10 protein-coding genes are annotated in these 15,880 nt (G+C 67.6%); 6 read left to right on the top strand and 4 right to left on the bottom strand.

All coding sequences use genetic code 11. The features are described from left to right. Positions 1–136 precede the first annotated feature (136 nt). From ACTQWE_RS01980 to iorA, 3 genes are read right to left on the bottom strand one after another with little or no spacing between them, the layout of a single operon-like run. Positions 137–1,372 (bottom strand): phenylacetate--CoA ligase family protein, encoded by a 1,236-nt coding sequence (locus tag ACTQWE_RS01980; RefSeq protein WP_441855485.1) that lies wholly within the window; start codon positions 1,370–1,372, stop codon positions 137–139. Between the two features lie 43 nt (positions 1,373–1,415). Further along, on the bottom strand, positions 1,416–1,994 hold the full coding sequence (locus ACTQWE_RS01975) for an indolepyruvate oxidoreductase subunit beta (protein ID WP_441855487.1): 579 nt from the start codon (positions 1,992–1,994) through the stop codon (positions 1,416–1,418). After that, positions 1,984–3,861 carry an indolepyruvate ferredoxin oxidoreductase subunit alpha gene (iorA, locus tag ACTQWE_RS01970; protein ID WP_441855489.1) on the bottom strand — a complete coding sequence of 626 codons (1,878 nt, stop codon included), beginning with the start codon at positions 3,859–3,861 and terminating at the stop codon, positions 1,984–1,986. The genes ACTQWE_RS01975 and iorA overlap by 11 nt, the downstream gene beginning before the upstream one ends. Positions 3,862–4,302: 441 nt before the next feature. On the opposite strand from iorA, the gene ACTQWE_RS01965 reads away from it, so the two are divergent. Next, complete coding sequence (locus tag ACTQWE_RS01965; RefSeq protein WP_441855491.1) at positions 4,303–6,171, top strand: ATP-binding cassette domain-containing protein; 1,869 nt, start codon at positions 4,303–4,305, stop codon at positions 6,169–6,171. Between the two features lie 175 nt (positions 6,172–6,346). Here the strand turns inward: ACTQWE_RS01965 and ACTQWE_RS01960 are convergent, their stop codons facing one another. After that, positions 6,347–9,034 carry a valine--tRNA ligase gene (locus tag ACTQWE_RS01960; protein ID WP_441855493.1) on the bottom strand — a complete coding sequence of 896 codons (2,688 nt, stop codon included), beginning with the start codon at positions 9,032–9,034 and terminating at the stop codon, positions 6,347–6,349. Between the two features lie 230 nt (positions 9,035–9,264). On the opposite strand from ACTQWE_RS01960, the gene ACTQWE_RS01955 reads away from it, so the two are divergent. The 5 genes from ACTQWE_RS01955 (at position 9,265) to ACTQWE_RS01935 (ending at position 15,749) form a co-directional block, all read left to right on the top strand. Continuing rightward, positions 9,265–10,113 carry a tRNA threonylcarbamoyladenosine dehydratase gene (locus tag ACTQWE_RS01955; RefSeq protein WP_441855495.1) on the top strand — a complete coding sequence of 283 codons (849 nt, stop codon included), beginning with the start codon at positions 9,265–9,267 and terminating at the stop codon, positions 10,111–10,113. A 2-nt stretch (positions 10,114–10,115) separates the two neighbouring features. Then, on the top strand, positions 10,116–10,886 hold the full coding sequence (locus ACTQWE_RS01950; protein ID WP_441855497.1) for a TatD family hydrolase: 771 nt from the start codon (positions 10,116–10,118) through the stop codon (positions 10,884–10,886). Between the two features lie 58 nt (positions 10,887–10,944). Next, entirely contained in the window at positions 10,945–12,486 is a 1,542-nt protein-coding gene (locus ACTQWE_RS01945; protein ID WP_441855499.1) for a DUF2252 domain-containing protein, read from the top strand. A 185-nt stretch (positions 12,487–12,671) separates the two neighbouring features. Further along, complete coding sequence (locus ACTQWE_RS01940; RefSeq protein ID WP_441855500.1) at positions 12,672–13,637, top strand: FHA domain-containing protein; 966 nt, start codon at positions 12,672–12,674, stop codon at positions 13,635–13,637. A 9-nt stretch (positions 13,638–13,646) separates the two neighbouring features. Then, on the top strand, positions 13,647–15,749 hold the full coding sequence (locus ACTQWE_RS01935; protein WP_441855502.1) for a DUF6273 domain-containing protein: 2,103 nt from the start codon (positions 13,647–13,649) through the stop codon (positions 15,747–15,749). The last annotated feature ends 131 nt before the right edge of the window (positions 15,750–15,880 follow it).

Here is a 15,880-nt window from a genome sequence, read left to right as displayed (position 1 = left end):
TTCCCGGCTTGCGCTCGCAGGAAGCTGCAGCATCGCAGAAGATTGTAACAGACTGCGCGCGGGCGCCGCGCGCGATGGGCATTTGTGCAGGTTGCGCACAAGCTCACTACATCGCGCAACGTCCGCGGCGTTGCCGCTAATCGTAGCGCTCGTCAAACACGCGACGCGTCTTCTTCTCGCTGCGCGGCAGCACGCCCAGCTCCACGATCTTCACGAGCGGCGTGAAGCCTATGCGGTTGCGGCACTCGTGCGCCACCTCGTCCGCGAGCGCGAGGAAGTTCTGCGTGCCGTCCGTCTCCACGTACAGGCGCATGGTGTCGCGCCCCTCCAGGTGAGACAGGCGGATCTGGTACTCGCTCGACAGCTGCGGAAACGACGCGATGACCTCCTCCACCTGGCGCGGGAACACGTTGACGCCGTGGATCTTGAACATGTCATCCGAGCGGCCGCGGATGGTGTCGATGCGCGGGTAGCGGCTGCCGCACGGGCACTGGCCGGGGATGATGCGGCTGAGGTCGTGCGTGCGGAAGCGGATGAGCGGCGCGCCCTCCTTCACGAGCGTGGTGATGACGATCTCTCCCCACTCGCCGTCCTGCACGGGCTCGCCGGTGGCAGGGTCCACCACCTCGATGTAGACGTAGTCGTCCCAGTAGTGGATGCCGTCGTTCTCCCTGCAGCTGATGCCGATGCCCGGACCGTACACCTCCGTCAGCCCGTAGATGTCGAACGACTCGATCCCGAGGCCCTCGTTGATGCGGCGGCGGATCTTCTCGCCCCAGCGCTCGGACCCTATGACGCCGCGGCGCAGGCAGATCCTGTCCTGAAGGCCACGCTTCTGCACCTCCTCCGCAAGCAGCAGCGCATAGCTGGACGTGGCGCAGATGACCGTGGACTGCATGTCTATCATGAACTGGAGCTGCTTTTCGGTGTTGCCGGGGCCCATGGGGATGGCCATGGCACCGAGCTTCTCCGCGCCGGCCTGGAAGCCGATGCCCGCGGTCCAGAGGCCGTAGCCGGGCGTTATCTGCACTCGGTCGCGGTTCGTGACGCCGGCCATCTGGTAGCAGCGGGCGAACTGCGTGGCCCAGTCCTCCACGTCGCGCGCGGTGTACGGGACGATGACCGGCGTGCCCGTGGTGCCGGAGCTCGAGTGGATGCGCACGATCTTCTCCTCTGGGACCGCGGCGAGGCCCAGCGGATACGCCTCGCGGAGGTCCTGCTTGGACGAGAAGGGCAGGCGCCCGAAGTCGTCGGCGTCTGCCACGCCGGTGATCCCGGCCTCCTTCAGGCGGCGTCCGTAGAAGTTGTCCGACGCGCGGAGGCGCGCGATCTGCGTGTTGACGAGCTCGAGCTGGGTGTCGCTTATCTGCATCTTTCCTCCCGGTTGGGTGGTCTTTGTACGGCGCGGCGGCGTGCTACAGCGAGGCGCCGTAGTCGAGCGCGCGGTCGTTGAGCGCGAGGAAGCGCTCCGGCACCACGTCGTGCACGGCGGCGCGCACCTCCTCTACGGAAAAGCCGAGCGCGCCCGTGCGCGCGGCCGCACCCAGCAGCAGCACGTTCAGCACCTTCGTGGAGCCAAGCTCGCGCGCGGCGGCGTCCGCGTCCACCACGGTGAGGCTCTTGACGGCGCCCTCCAGGTAGCCCATGACGGCATCGAGGTCGTACGCCGGGCCGCCCGTGACGGCCGATACCGGCACGACGGGCCGCCCGCTCACGACAACGGCGCCGTCGGGCTTGAGCAGGTGCAGCTGGCGCGCGGCCTCCGCCGGCTCGAACGCGAGGATGACGTCCGCGCGGCCGCTGCCCACCAGGGGCGACGCCACGCCCTCGCCCACGCGCACGTGGCTGAGGACGGAGCCCCCGCGCTGCGCCATGCCAATGGTCTCGGCCGTCTTGACGGGAAGGCCCTTGCGCATGGCCGCCGTCGCAAGCAGGCAGGACGCGAGCACCGTGCCCTGGCCGCCCGTCCCGCACAACACGATGTCACGCCTCATATGCGCTGCCTCCCGATATCGCGTCGAACGGGCACACCTGCTCGCACAGCGTGCAGCCCGTGCACTGCGAGTCGTCTATCTTTACCTTGCCGTCTGCCTGCGGCACGAGCGCGGGACAGCCCAGTTGCTTGACGCAGCGCTGGCAGCCCACGCAGCGCGCCTGGTCCACGTGGCTTTGCGCGCCCGGCTTGTACAGGAACACGCACGGGCTCTTGAAGATGATGGCCTTAACGCCGGGCTCCGCGTCCACGCGCGCGACGGTCTCCACCGTCGCCTGCAGGTCGAGCGGGTCCACCGTCTCGACCACGGTAAGGCCGATTGCCCTGAGGACGCGCTCGATGCTCACGGGGGCGACCTTCTCGCCCATGGCCGTACGGCCCGTGCCAGGATGCGGCTGGTGGCCGGTCATGGCGGTAGTGGAGTTGTCCAGCACGCAGAGCGTCATGTTGGCCTGGTTGTAGAACGCGTTTACGACGCCCGTGATGCCGGACGCGAAGAACGTGGAGTCGCCCACGAAAGCGAAGCAGTGCGTGTCGGGCTCCACGCGGCCCACGCCCTGCGCGATGTTGATGCCGGCGCCCATGCACAGGCAGGTGTCGCACATGTCGAGCGGGCGGGCGTTTCCCAACGTGTAGCAGCCGATGTCGCCGCAGTAGATGGTCTTCTTGCCGCGCATGGCCTGCTTGACCGCATAGAAGCTCGCGCGGTGCGGGCAGCCGGCGCAGAGCACGGGCGGCCTCACGGGAAGCTGCGGTGGATCGGGCCAGCCAGCGCCGCGGGCGACGTCGCGCCCCAGGAACGCGTCGAGCACCTGGCCCACGTACTCCACGGAGTTCTCTCCGGACGGCTTCACGTCGCCGGAGAGCTTGCCGCGCACCGTCACGTCCAGGTGGTGCCTGCCCGCGAGCGCCGTGAGCGCACGCTCGATCACGGGGTCGAGCTCCTCCACGCACAGGACCTCGTCCACGCCGTCCAGGAACTCGAGCGCAAGGTCGTCCGGGAACGGGAACGGCGTCGCCACGCGCAGCACGCGGCACTCGCCCTCGGCAAGGTTCTCGCGAACGTACTGGTAGTTGATGCCGTGCGTCGCGATCGCCTTGCGAGAAGGGCGCGGCGCCGCGGCGCCGACGTGGGTTGCGGCGCCGGCGTGGGTTGCGGCGCCGGCGTGGCCCGCCTCCCAGTCCACGAAGTTTCCGGCGTACGAGCCCAGCTCGTGCGAGAGCCTGGCGTTTCTCTGCTCGATGCGTGCGTGCGCCTGCACGGAGAGTCGCGGGAAGATGACCCACTTGGAGGAATCCTTAACGAAGCCCTCCGGCTTGCTCTTGAGGTAGTCCTCGGGCTCGAGGACGTCGATTGCCTCGTAGCCGTGGTCCACGCGCGTGGTCGGCCGCAGGAACACGGGGCTGTGGAGCTCCTCTGAGAGAGCGAACGCGTCGCGCATCATCTGGTACGCGTCCGCGACGCCGGACGGGTCAAGGCACGGCACCTTGCTGAACTGGGCAAACGTGCGCGTGTCCTGCTCGGTCTGCGACGAGATGGGACCGGGGTCGTCCGCGACCACGATGACCATGCCGCCCTTGACGCCGATGTACTCCAGGCTCATGAGGGGGTCGGCCGCCACGTTCAGGCCCACGCACTTCATGGTCACGAGCGAGCGTGCGCCCGCGTACGACGCGCCGGCCGCCACCTCGAGCGCGGCCTTCTCGTTCACGGACCACTCCACGTACACGTCGCCGGGGTTGCGCTTCGCGACGGTCTCGATGATCTCCGTCGAGGGCGTGCCGGGATACCCCGCCACCACGTCCACGCCGGCGGCGAGCGCACCCAGCGCCATCGCCTCGTTTCCCATCAGGAACTCCCTGTGCATGGGCAAACCTCCCCCGCCAGCCGCGCCCGCAGCGCGCGACCATGCATCGGCACACAACAAGCTTTTAACCACTCTACAAAAGGAGCGTCGCGGCCGCGCCGCAAGTTGGCAAACTTTCGAATCTGTTAATCGAGCGCGCGGACGCGCTCAAAAAATCGCACATCGCGATGTGCGACCGTGTGCGATGAACCCCTCCAGACCAACTAGCTGCGAGAACGCAAAAACGCGGGAATTCGCACATCGCGATGTGCGAATTCGTTCGACGTTGCCGCGGGCAATTGTGCGCAAACGAGGCCGCCCGCCCCCTTGGTACCGCCTGCCAGCCACTTCATGCAGCATGACGGGCAGGCGAAGGATAACGCCTATCATGTGGCGCAGGCAGTCGTCCCACGTGGGGCGAGCACCTTCTTGCAACGCGCGAACTCGCCGAGAGGAACTGCCATGCCTTGCGTTTCCTACCTCAGGTCCTACCTCCTTCTGTCCAGAAGGCGCTGGGTGCTGGCCATGCTCGCTGCGATCGCGGGGGTCGTCCTTCTCGCCACCCTCGTGCCGTTTGCCACAGACAGCGCGTACAACTACTCGATGGACAGGTACTACGAGACGTACAGCTTTCTCCTTTACCAGGGTGGGACCATAAGCGACGCGGAACACCGACAGGCCAGAAGGCTCGAGTCGATCATCGAAGAGACGAATCCGGCCGAATACTGCCGCAAGGTCCGCAGCTACGAGCTTTGGGAGATCAAGGAGCAGCAGTCCCAGGGCCGGTCATCAGACCCAGACGCGCGAAGGCTGTATACCTTCACGACCACGTTCCCGAACGCGGTGTGCAAGCTGAGCTCGCCCGCCCTGTACCAGGGAACGGACGACATGCCCGGGCTGGTGCTGGTCGCATACTACCTTGGGGCGCTGCCCTCCCCCGTTCTGTTGCTCGCGCCGCTTGCCCTGCTATGGGTCATCGCGCGGGAGAACGCATCGTCAAGGCTCCTCTCACACGCGCCGCTCTCCCCCGCCGGCATGTGGCTGTACCTGGGATGCCTCGGCGCACTGCTCGCGCTCGTCTTCTCGCTCGTCCCCATGCTTCCCGCCCTTGCGTTGGGCGTCATCAGGAACGGCGTGGGTGACCTCGCCTACCCCATCATCTATTGGCAGGACGACGTGCTCGTGAGGACGACCCTCGGACGCGAGCTTGTGCGGTACGCGGGGTTCTTCCTCATTGCGGGGTTCTGCCTGGGCACGCTCTGCCACCTCGCGACCTCGCTGCGGGCGCCTGCCGTCATGGCCGCCGGCATCGCGCTTCTGGTGCCGCCGTGCCTGGACGACTACTATGACCTGGGCGCGATCTTCCCGGACGCGCTAGCCTCCCTGCCGTCCACGTACTTCTCCGCAGACAGGCTCCTTGGCAGGCTCGGCGGCATAGGCGCCCAGAACGCCATACCCATAGCAGGCGCGAACGCGACGCGGGGCATGCTCTCCATCGCCGTGCTCATCGCGCTCATGGGGCTGGCCGGCGTGCTCGCGAGGTCGGCCGCGCTCGCGAGGTCCTACGGCCGTGCGCGTAAGGCGGCATCGGAGCAGGCCATCCCCAGGGGACGGCTGCTCGTGGCACGCGATGTCAGCGTGGGCTACGCCAAAAACCAGCCGCTCGTGACAGGCGCACTCTCCCTTGCGAGTGGCAGCGTCGTGGGCTTCGTCGCGCCAAACGGATATGGCAAGACGACGCTCCTTGCCGCGCTCGCGGGCGTCCCGCAGCGCCCGCGCGCAACGTCCGTCGATGCCGTGGCCGTGACGGCGGCGGGCGACGGCTGCGTCAGCCCACGCAGCCAGGCCACGTGGCGCAGGTCCGTCTTTCTGCTGCCTGGCGACGGCTCCGTGCTGTACGACCATCTGACGCCCGACCAGACCATCGAGCTCGTGCGCTGCCTGTGGCGCTGCGTGCCGGAGCGCGACACGCTCGCTGACATGGCGGCCGATGGCTTCAGGCGCAAGCGCATCGCCACGCTCTCTCAGGGCATGCGCCAGCAGGCCGCCATCGCGGTCGCGCTCGCGACGCAGGCGCCGGTCCTGCTGCTGGACGAGCCCATGAACGCACTCGACCCCACGAACCGCCAGCTCGCGAACGAGCGTGTCCGTGCGTACGCGGAAGAGGGCCGCTGCGTCTTCATGTCGTCCCACCTCCTGAACGACCTTGATGAGGTCTGCGACGGCGCGTACCTCATTCGCGACGGCGCGCTCGTGAACGCCGGCGGCAGGCATCGCCCGCCGCTCCCCGCGCTGTATTGGGAGTTCTACCCTCGCCCGCAGCAGGCGTAGCCAGCAGGCATGGCCCAGCAGCCGTAGCGCCGCTCACGCGCCACGCGTGGGCGAGAAGAGCCATGCAAACGGGCGGCCGCCGGCACCATGCCAGCGACCGCCCCGTTCTTGTCACGCTACTATGCGAGGCCGCAGCACGAGTGCCGCACGGCGAGCGCGCGGCAGCGCACCAATGCTACTCGAAGTCCGCGATCTGGCCCTTAAGCTGCTCGATCGTGGTCGTGAGCTCAGCCTGCTGCGCGCGCTTCTTCTCGATGACGGCAGGGGCCGCCTTCGCAACGAAGCCCTCGTTGGAGAGGGTCCTGCTCACGGAGCTCAGGTCCTTCTCGGCCTTCTCGAGCTCCTTCCTCAGGCGCTTCGCCTCAGCGGCAAGATCCACCAGGCCGCCGAGCGCCACGAAGATCTCGAGCGTGCCGTCGGCCACCGTGACCGACCCCTCCGGCTTCTGCTGCTCGTGGCCAAGGGCGAGCTGGTCCACGCGGCCGACGGAGCAGATGAAGCCGCGCTGGGCCTCGAGCACCGCGGCGTCCTCCGCGGAGGAGCGCACCGCGACGTCCAGCTCGGCCTTCGGGGACAGGCGGTAGCGGGCGCGGGTGGAGCGCACGGCGGAGACCACGCGCTTCGCGAGGTCGAAGTCGTGCTCGGCCTTGTCGTTCACGAACTTCGCGAAGTCATCGGGCTCGGGCCACTTCGCGACCATCAGGAACTTGGCGGAGTGGTCGTCCAGGCCGCTTGCCGGCAGCTTGTCCCACACGCTCTCCGTCACGAACGGCATCACCGGGTGCAGCAGGCGCATCGACGCGTCCAGCACGAAGACGAGGTTGCGCTGGACCTGCAGCTTCTCCTCGGGCGTCCCGTCAAGCAGGCGGCCCTTGCACAGCTCGATGTACCAGTCGCACACCTCGTTCCAGAAGAACGACTGGATGTTGCGTGCGTAGTCGCCAAACTCGTAGTCCTCGAGCTGCCTCGTGGACTCCGCCACCACCTTCGCGAGGCGGCTGAGCATCCACGCGTCCTCCGGCGTCTCGGCCTTGGGGGCGCCGGGCACGTAGCCCGCGAGGTTCATCTGGACAAAGCGGCTCGCGTTCCAGATCTTCGTCACGAAGGAGCGCGCCTGCTCGGTGCGCGGGCTGTCGATGAGCTCCTTCGTCTTCTTGTTGATGTTCGCGTCGAACTTGACGTCCTGGTTGTTGGTGATGAGCGTCAGCAGGTTGAAGCGCATGGCGTCGGCGCCGTACTTCGCCATCAGGTCCATGGGGTTAACGCCGTTGCCCTTGGACTTGGACATGCGGCTTCCGTCCTTGGCCAGGATCGTCGCGTAGATGTACACGTCGTGGAACGGGACCTCGTCCGTGAAGTACAGCGAGCTCATGATCATGCGCGCAACCCACAGTGCGATGATGTCGCGGGCGGTCACGAGCACCTTAGTGGGGTGGTGCCCCTCCATCTGCTCGGGGTGGTCGGGCCAGCCCTGCGTGGCGAAGGTCCACAGCTGGCTGCTGAACCAGGTGTCCAGCACGTCGGGATCCTGGTGCACGTGGTGGCCGCCGCACTTCGGGCACACGTCCGTGTCCTCCATGAGGGCGTCCTCCCAGCCGCAGTCCTCGCAGTAGAACACCGGGATGCGGTGGCCCCACCACAGCTGGCGGCTGATGCACCAGTCCTTCAGGTTGTCCATCCACGTGAGGTACGTCTGGGTCCAGCGCTCCGGGTGGAACTTGATCTCGCCGTCCCTCACGACCTCGGTCGCGCGCTCCTTCAGCTTGTCCACGGCCACGAACCACTGCTCGCTCAGCCACGGCTCGAGCGCGGTGTCGCAGCGGTAGCAGTGCATGACGGAGTGCTCGAGGTCCTCGATGTGATCGAGCAGCCCGTGCTCGTCAAACCACTTCACGACGGCCTCACGGCACTCGTCGCGGCCCATGCCGCTGAACTCGCCGTAGCCGTCGACCACGTGGGCCGTCTCGTCGAAGATGTTGATCTGCGGCAGGTCGTGCGTCTGGCCCATCGCGTAGTCGTTCGGGTCGTGCGCGGGCGTCACCTTCACGAAGCCGGTGCCGAACTTGGGGTCGACGTGCCAGTCGCTGAAGATGGGGATCTCGCGGTCCACGATCGGCAGCATGACGGTCTTGCCCACGAGCTTCTGCTTGTCCGGGTCCTGCGGGCTCACGGCAATGCCGGTGTCGCCGAGCATGGTCTCCGGGCGGGTGGTGGCCACGGTCACGTACTCGACGCCGTCGACGGGCTCCGTGAGCGGGTAGCGCAAGAACCACAGGTGGCCGTGCTCGTCGTGGTACTCCGCCTCGTCATCGCTGATGGCCGTGCGGCAGCTGGGGCACCAGTTCACGATGCGCTTGCCACGGTAGATCAGGCCGTCGTGGTACCAGTCGCAGAACACCTTGCGCACCGCGCGGCTGAACTCCGGCGACATCGTGAACTTCTCGTCGTCGAAGTCGATGGAGCAGCCCATGCGCTTGATCTGGCTGACGATGGTCCCGCCGTACTCATGGGTCCAGTCCCAGCACGCGTCAAGGAACTTCTCGCGCCCTATCTCCAGGCGAGAGATGCCCTCGCTCTTGAGCTTCTTGTCGACCTTGGTCTGCGTCGCGATGCCGGCATGGTCCGTGCCCAGGATCCAGCGGGTGGAGCGGCCGCGCATGCGGTTGTAGCGGATGAACGTGTCCTGGATCGTGTCGTCCATGGCGTGGCCCATGTGCAGGATGCCCGTGACGTTGGGGGGCGGGATGACGACGGTGCAGTCGCCCACTCCCTTGCTGCGCTGGTAGCAGCCCGCGTCGATCCAGCTCTTGATGAGCTCGGGCTCCGCGGTCTGCGGGTCGTAGTTCTTTGGCATTTCTTCCACGGTGTGTACCGCCTTCTTACGCGCCCCCGCAGACGGTGTTGGCACTCGTGTAGTGAGCGCGCGCCTCCGCCGAGGCTGGCTTACGTTGCGACCCGCCCGCAGCCAGCGGGCAAAGTCAAGCAAACAGCATAGCACGGCCGGGCGGTGCCCCACGCGCCACGCCGTGCTACAGTCTTTACCACACATCGTTAGGGGGCCGTCGGCCCCCGCTAGGCATCGAGGGGAACCGCATGGGCGAGAAGAACGCGGACGTTCCGGCAGGAGCCAGCTCGGGAGGCGGCGCGATCGAGCCGGAGACGGCTACCGACAGGCTGAGGATCATCCTGGGCCAGGAGCGCCTGGACGTGCTCGCGTCCTCGCGCGTGCTCGTGCTGGGGCTGGGAGGCGTCGGATCGAACTGCGTGGAGGCGCTCGCGCGCGGCGGCGTGGGCGAGCTCGTGCTGGTGGACCGCGACGTGGTGCAGCCGTCAAACATCAACCGGCAGGCCGTGGCGTACCACTCAACCATCGGCCGCGCGAAGACGGACGTGATGGAAGAGATCGTGCACGACATCAACCCGGCCTGCAAGGTCACCACCGTGCACCAGTTCCTCTCGAAGGAGAACCTCGTGCCGACGCTCGACGCGCTCCCCCGCCCTGACTACGTGGTGGACGCCATCGACACCATCTCGCAGAAGCTCATCGTCGCCAAGTGGTGCCAGGACCGCGGGCTGCGACTGATATCCAGCATGGGCGGGGCGAACAAGCTCAACCCGGAGCGCCTGCGCTTCTCGACCATCGAGAAGACCAAGTCGTGCCCCATCTGCAAGGTCATGCGCAAGGAGTGTCGCAAGCGCGGCATCAGGGGCCTGCAGGTGCTGTACTCGTCCGAGGTGCCCATGCCCGTCACGCCGCGCGGCGCCGAGCTGCCGGACGGCAGGCGGCCCGAGAAGGGCGTCACGCTGGGCACCATGAGCTACATGCCGCCCATCATGGGCCAGATGATAGCCGGCCGCGTTATATGCGACCTCGCGGACCTGCACAACGACCTCGATGTGCAGGAGCCCATCGTGGCGCCACGCAGGCGCGGGGGCAGGTAGCCATGCGGCTGTTCGACGCGCACTGCCACCTGGACTTCATGTCGAACATGGGCGACGTCGCGCGCGACGCCGAGGCAGACGGCCTGCACGTGCTCGCGACCACGGTGACGCCCCGGGGCTACCTGCGCGCGCGGGACGCCCTTGCGGGGCTTCCCAACGTGAGCGTCGCCGTGGGCGCGCACCCGTGGTGGGTGGCGGACGGACGGCTCTCGCCCGCGGACGTCAGGGCGGCGGCCGACCTCGCCGGTACGGCACGCTACGTGGGCGAGGTCGGCATGGACTTCTCGCCCAGGCACGTGCCGGAGGGCTCGCGGGACGCCCAGCGGGCAGCGTTTCGGCTCGTCTGCGAGGCCGCGGCCGCCGGGAGCGACCCCGCGCACCCCACGGTCATGTCCATCCACTCCGTCAGGTCCGCGGGAGAAGTGCTTGGCATCCTGAGCCAAACGGACTGCCTCGAGCGCTGCCGCTGCGTGTTCCACTGGTTCTCGGGCAGCTCGGACGAGCTCCACGCCTCCGTGGTCGCGGGCTGCTGGTTCTCCGTCAACCCCATGATGCTGCGCACGCGCCGCGGTCGCGAGTACGCGCGGCAGGTACCGCTCGGCCACCTCCTGACCGAGACGGACCTTCCGCCCGGCGAGGGCGTGCCGTTTTCCGCCGCCCAGATCGAGGGCGCTCTCAGGGAGTGCCTCGCGGGCATCGCAGAGGCGCGCTCGTGCGACGCGGATGTGCTGGCGCGCACCGTGTGCGACAACGCGGAGCGGCTCCTCGCATAGCGGTTGGCGGCGATGGCGAGGGAGCGCAGGACAAGAGGGGCGAGAAGGGCGAGGTTCCATGGCCGACGGTTCGACACAACGTAAGGGCGTCTTGGGCAGCGCGGCCGCGGGGGCGATCGCCCAAAGGGTCACGCACCTGCTGCGGGCGGCGTACGAGCAGCCGACGCAGTTAAGCCCCGAGGAGTCACGCGCCCTCGGGACGAGGCTTAGAGACAAGCTCCCGCCTGCGGCGCTTGCGCAATGGCCGCCGGCCGGCACCACCCGTCCCGACCCGCTCGATCTGCTCAGGGACCAGGACGCCAGCCGCGTGAGCGAGCTCGTCCCCATCCGCTACGAGCGCATGGCCGCCGACCCCTTCGCGTACTACCGCGGCTGCACACTCCCTATGGCCGGCGACCTCGCGTGCCTCCCCACGACTTCCCTCCGCGTGCAGGCTTCCGGCGACGCCCACCTCGCGAACTTCGGCATATTCGCCACCCCGGAGCGCCACCTGGCATTCGACCTCAACGACTTCGACGAGACCGCACGCGGCCCCTGGGAGTGGGACCTCAAGCGGCTCGCCGCTTCGGTGGAGGTGTGCGCCCGCGTGCTCGGGCTTTCCGGCGGCAAGGCCGAGAAGGCCGTTCTCGCCTGCGTCGGAGGCTACCACCAGGCCATGCGGCAGTTCGCCGAGATGGGCAACCTCGAGGTGTGGTACGCCGAGGCGGACGAGGAGCACGTCGAGGAGCTCGTCGAGGAGCATGGCGACAAGTCGACCCGCAAGGCGTTCGCGAAGGACTTCGACAGGGCCGAGAAGAGAAACAACGCCCGCGCCGTCGCCAAGTTCACCGAGGTCTCGGACAATGGGCTCCGCTTCGTGAGCGACCCTCCCCTGATTGTCCCCCTTCGTGACATCGAGGCCCAGAGCCCGCAGGGCGATGCCGCGACCGCGCTTGCGGACAGGCTCGCCCACGACGCGAGCCTCACCCGCGAGGACGCCTCCGCAAAGCTCATACGTCTCATCCTCAGGGGCTACCGAAAGTCGCTGCCAGAGAGCAGGCGCGCGCTCCTCGACTCCTACCACGGCGTCGACATCGCGCGCAAAGTCGTGGGCGTGGGGTCCGTCGGCCTGCGGACGTGGATCTGCGTGTTCGAGGGCGCAGGTCCCGCCGACGCGCTCGTGCTGCAAGTCAAGGAGGCAGAGGAGTCCGTGCTCGAGCGCTACGTGGGAAGGAGCGGCTACGCGGAGCACGGCCAGCGCGTGGTGGAGGGACAGCGCGCCATCCAGGTCGCGTCCGACGCCTTCCTGGGATGGACGCGCCTGCCCGCGGATGACGGCGGGCTCCACGACTACTACGTGAGGCAGCTATGGGACGGAAAGGGCGCTCCCGACCTCACGAAGATTGACGCGCATCGCCTTGCGCACCTCTCCGCCCTGTGCGGATGGACCCTCGCGCGGGCCCACGCCCGCACGGGAAACCGCTTCGCCATCGCGGCATACCTCGGACAGGACGACGAGGCGGACGAGGCGCTCCGCACGTTCGCCACGAGGTATGCGGACCAGACCGAGAGGGACTACGAGGCACTTCTCGCCGCGCGCAGGGCGGGGCGCCTCTGCTGAGGTCCGCAAAATGTTGCGCAACATTTTGCGGATGCGTCACCGTGCGCTGCCGTACCATCCTAGGAACGGAAACGAAGTCCGCAAGCCCGGGACGTGGGGCTTGGTCGCCTGGGCGTAGCGACAGGTACTACAATCTCCCTTGTCCCACATCGTCACCACATCGCAGGGAGGGGCCGCAAGCATACATGGAGACTCCAAGTCACATTCTCTATGCTGACCTCAAGGCCTTCGGCCACATATCCAACCGCGACGCCGCCATGATCCTCCTGAGCCCGACGGCAAGCGCCAACGGCATGCCGATCCGCGGGCGCGCGGGCACCGACCGTACGTTCCTCTCGCGCGACATCGTCCACGCAAGGCCCGGCCGCTACGGAACGGAGGCGTTCAACAGCTTCCCAAGGTCCGCCCAGCAGCTCGAGAACCTGATCCTCTCCCACCTCAGGGAGGCAGGCTCGGGTCCCGCGCAGTTCGACAGGCACTACCGCGGGCAGGCCGCCGACTCCATGCGCAACGCAATCGCGAGGTTCGGGCAGGACGGGAACCTCTACCAGAACGCGCTCGACAGGATCTGGGCCGCTAAGCAGCTAGGCGACGGCGAGAAGAGCCACCTCGGCTTCATGCTCTTCGTGGCGACCGGGTGCCTCGGCGACCCTCGGGTCTCCATCGGCATCGTGGATGCCTACTCGCGGGCATGCTACGCGGACGGCCTCCACACCATGGAGACGCGCATCGGCAGTGAGCGTCCGTCTACCGCAGCGGCGGAAGACGATGTCTGCCTGGGAATACTTCGCATCGACAACGGCGAGGCAAGACTTCCCGTATACCAGCTCTCGCTCGAGCCGGAGGGGACCATCATCGGCGCGCTCGCACCGGGTGCGCAGGACGTGACCGCCGTCGGAAGCGACGTCTCCGCACGGCACGCCAGGATCTGGCGGTCGCATGGCACCTGGTGGCTCCAGGGCCTGTACTCGACAAACGGCACGACGCTCGTCTCGGGCGACACGCGCGAGGTCACCGTCGTCGAGCCGCCCCAGTCCCAACGGGAGCCCGGCCGGGAGTACGGGCCGGTCAGGATATCAAACAGCGACGTCCTGCGCCTCGGGGCGTCGACGGAGTTCCTCGTCATGCGCATAGCGGGCGAGAAGAGCTAGGAGGACAGGTTGAAGCACGAAGCCAACGAGGAGGGTAATAGCGCTCTCGAGGTCGTGGAGTTCGCCCAGCTCGACACCTCCTTTGCCGTGAACCCCAAGGATGAGGGAACCGTGCGCCGCAAGTACATGACGGTGCTTGCACAGAGGCGGCCAGCAACCGACCACCTCTCGGACTGCGAGGTGCTGGCGGCACACAACACCGAGGGCGACCTGTTCGCCCTGAAGCGCCTCCGCCCCCTCCCCACCGACACGGACCCGCTCTCTCGCCGCGGGCGCGAGGCAGCACTCTTCGAGGAGTACCGCACCATGCTTGCGGTCTCCTCTCTCAGGGGCTTCCCGAGGGTCTACGGCTACGGCGTGACGCGGGCGGGAGACCCCGCTATCCTGATGGAGTGGATTCCCGGAAAGACCCTGCTCGCCGCGGAGCGCGCGCATGACCTCCCACTCTGCGAGGACGGCAGCGGCTGCACGGGGCATGCCGTCGCGGCGCTCGCCCTCGGCGCGCTGCAGACGCTCGTCTCCACCAGCTGCCTCGACGGCACCTTCATCCATCGCGACATATCCCCGCGCAACATCATGGTCCTCCCCGCAAACGGCGATTCGGGCGACGTCCTGGACCTCCGTCTCATCGACCTGGGAAGCTCCATCTTCATGAGCAGGACCTCGGCGACCTTCACCCGCACCATGGACGTATGGCGCGCCGCGACGCCGGAGTACGCCCCACCCGAGATGCTCGCGCTCGACGACAGGAGCTACATCGAGGCGCGACGCTCCCCCTCCATCGACGTCTATGCGCTGGCCAGCGTGCTCTACGAGATGTACGGGGGAAGGACGCCGTTCAGGCTCTCCGAGCATCCGGGCGAAAGCGCGTTCAAAATCAAGACGAGCCACGCGCCGGAGCCTCTCGTGCCGCACATCGACGCAGACCAACCCCTGATAGACGCCCTCATGCCCTGCCTCTCGGCAAGCCCCCATGACCGCCCCTCCGCTAGCGAGCTCTTCCGGGGCATCGCCGCGTGGCAGGAGAAGACGACGGGGCACGCCATCGAGCTCGTACGCGAGCAGGCGCCGAAGGTTGACGGCAAAGCCCACCTCGAGAGCGGATATGTCTCCGCCTACGCACCCTCTGTCCCGATCGCAGGTCCCACAACGCCCGCGGGCGAGAAGGGCACCGCCGCGCCCCAGGCGTCCGAGGGCAAGATAGTGATTTCCAGGCGCTCGCTCCTGATCGGAGCCGGATGCGCCGTAGGTGCCGCGGCGCTCGGCATCGCCGCGTACCGCACGCAGCTCTTCGGCGCCCTTGCCGACCACGGCCTGAATGACAGCAGCTGGGACGAGCTTTCCAAGGTCGCGCGCAAGATCGCAAACGCGGGGGATTCCAAGGAGGCCCTGTCACTTGCCGTCAAGTACGGCATCGCCAGGAAGGACGGGTCCATCGCCGGCAACCTCACGAAGGACATCGAGCTTCAAGACGGCACGAAGGCGACCGTGCGGATAGTCGGCTACCACCACGACGACCGTTCGGACGGCAAGGGCAAGGCGGGGCTCACCTTCGCCTTCAGGGCGCCGGTCGCGGCAAGGAACATGAGCGACGCCAAGATGGCCCAGGGCGGCTGGAAGGACTGCGACATGCGCGCGTGGCTGAACGACGACTTCCTCGCGATGCTGCCAGAGGAGCTGTCCTCCGTCATCGTCCCCGTCTCGAAGCTAACGAACAACGCGGGCGCAACGAGAAGCGCAGACTCCGTCACCGCCACCAAGGACTCCGTGTGGCTCTTCTCGATGGCAGAGCTCGGCGGCACGCGCACGACCGCCTCTTTCTCGAAGGGCTATGGGTACCTGGCCGGAATCATAAACGCCGAGGGCACCCAGTACCGCTACTGGAAGGATCGCAAGGTCTCCACGAACGCAAGGGCGAACGACGCGACGGCAGAGCGCTGGAAGGGCTCGAAGTGCTACTGGTGGACGCGCTCCCCCAGCCCCGACTGCTCCGAGGACGATGGACAGACCTGGTTCAACCGCGTGGGGCCGAGCGGGGACGTCTTCCGCTTCGCCGTGGCGGCGACGGGAGACGACAACGACTCGACCGTGCTGCCGGGATTCGCCATCTAGGGCGGCGGCAGGGGACGCCCCCAGCGTACGCCCGGAGAGTCGTCCCACACGTCACGCGCGCCCACGAGGCGCAAGAGCAGCAGAATGCCCGCCATACGGAGCGAATCCGTATGGCGGGCATCTTTCTTAAA

Source organism: Parafannyhessea sp. LCP19S3_B1 (assembly GCF_052121955.1).
In the GTDB taxonomy this organism is placed as follows: domain Bacteria; phylum Actinomycetota; class Coriobacteriia; order Coriobacteriales; family Atopobiaceae; genus Parafannyhessea.
The sequence above is the reverse complement of the archived record's forward strand: the minus strand, read 5'-3'. Positions and strand labels throughout refer to the sequence as shown.

Coding starts and splice junctions, on each gene's coding strand:
- ACTQWE_RS01975 (WP_441855487.1), bottom strand. CDS start 1,994: ATGAGGCGTGACATCGTGTTGTGCGGGACGGGCGGCCAGGGCACGGTG.
- ACTQWE_RS01955 (WP_441855495.1), top strand. CDS start 9,265: ATGGGCGAGAAGAACGCGGACGTTCCGGCAGGAGCCAGCTCGGGAGGC.
- ACTQWE_RS01965 (WP_441855491.1), top strand. CDS start 4,303: ATGCCTTGCGTTTCCTACCTCAGGTCCTACCTCCTTCTGTCCAGAAGG.
- ACTQWE_RS01980 (WP_441855485.1), bottom strand. CDS start 1,372: ATGCAGATAAGCGACACCCAGCTCGAGCTCGTCAACACGCAGATCGCG.
- ACTQWE_RS01950 (WP_441855497.1), top strand. CDS start 10,116: ATGCGGCTGTTCGACGCGCACTGCCACCTGGACTTCATGTCGAACATG.
- ACTQWE_RS01940 (WP_441855500.1), top strand. CDS start 12,672: ATGGAGACTCCAAGTCACATTCTCTATGCTGACCTCAAGGCCTTCGGC.
- iorA (WP_441855489.1), bottom strand. CDS start 3,861: ATGCACAGGGAGTTCCTGATGGGAAACGAGGCGATGGCGCTGGGTGCG.
- ACTQWE_RS01945 (WP_441855499.1), top strand. CDS start 10,945: ATGGCCGACGGTTCGACACAACGTAAGGGCGTCTTGGGCAGCGCGGCC.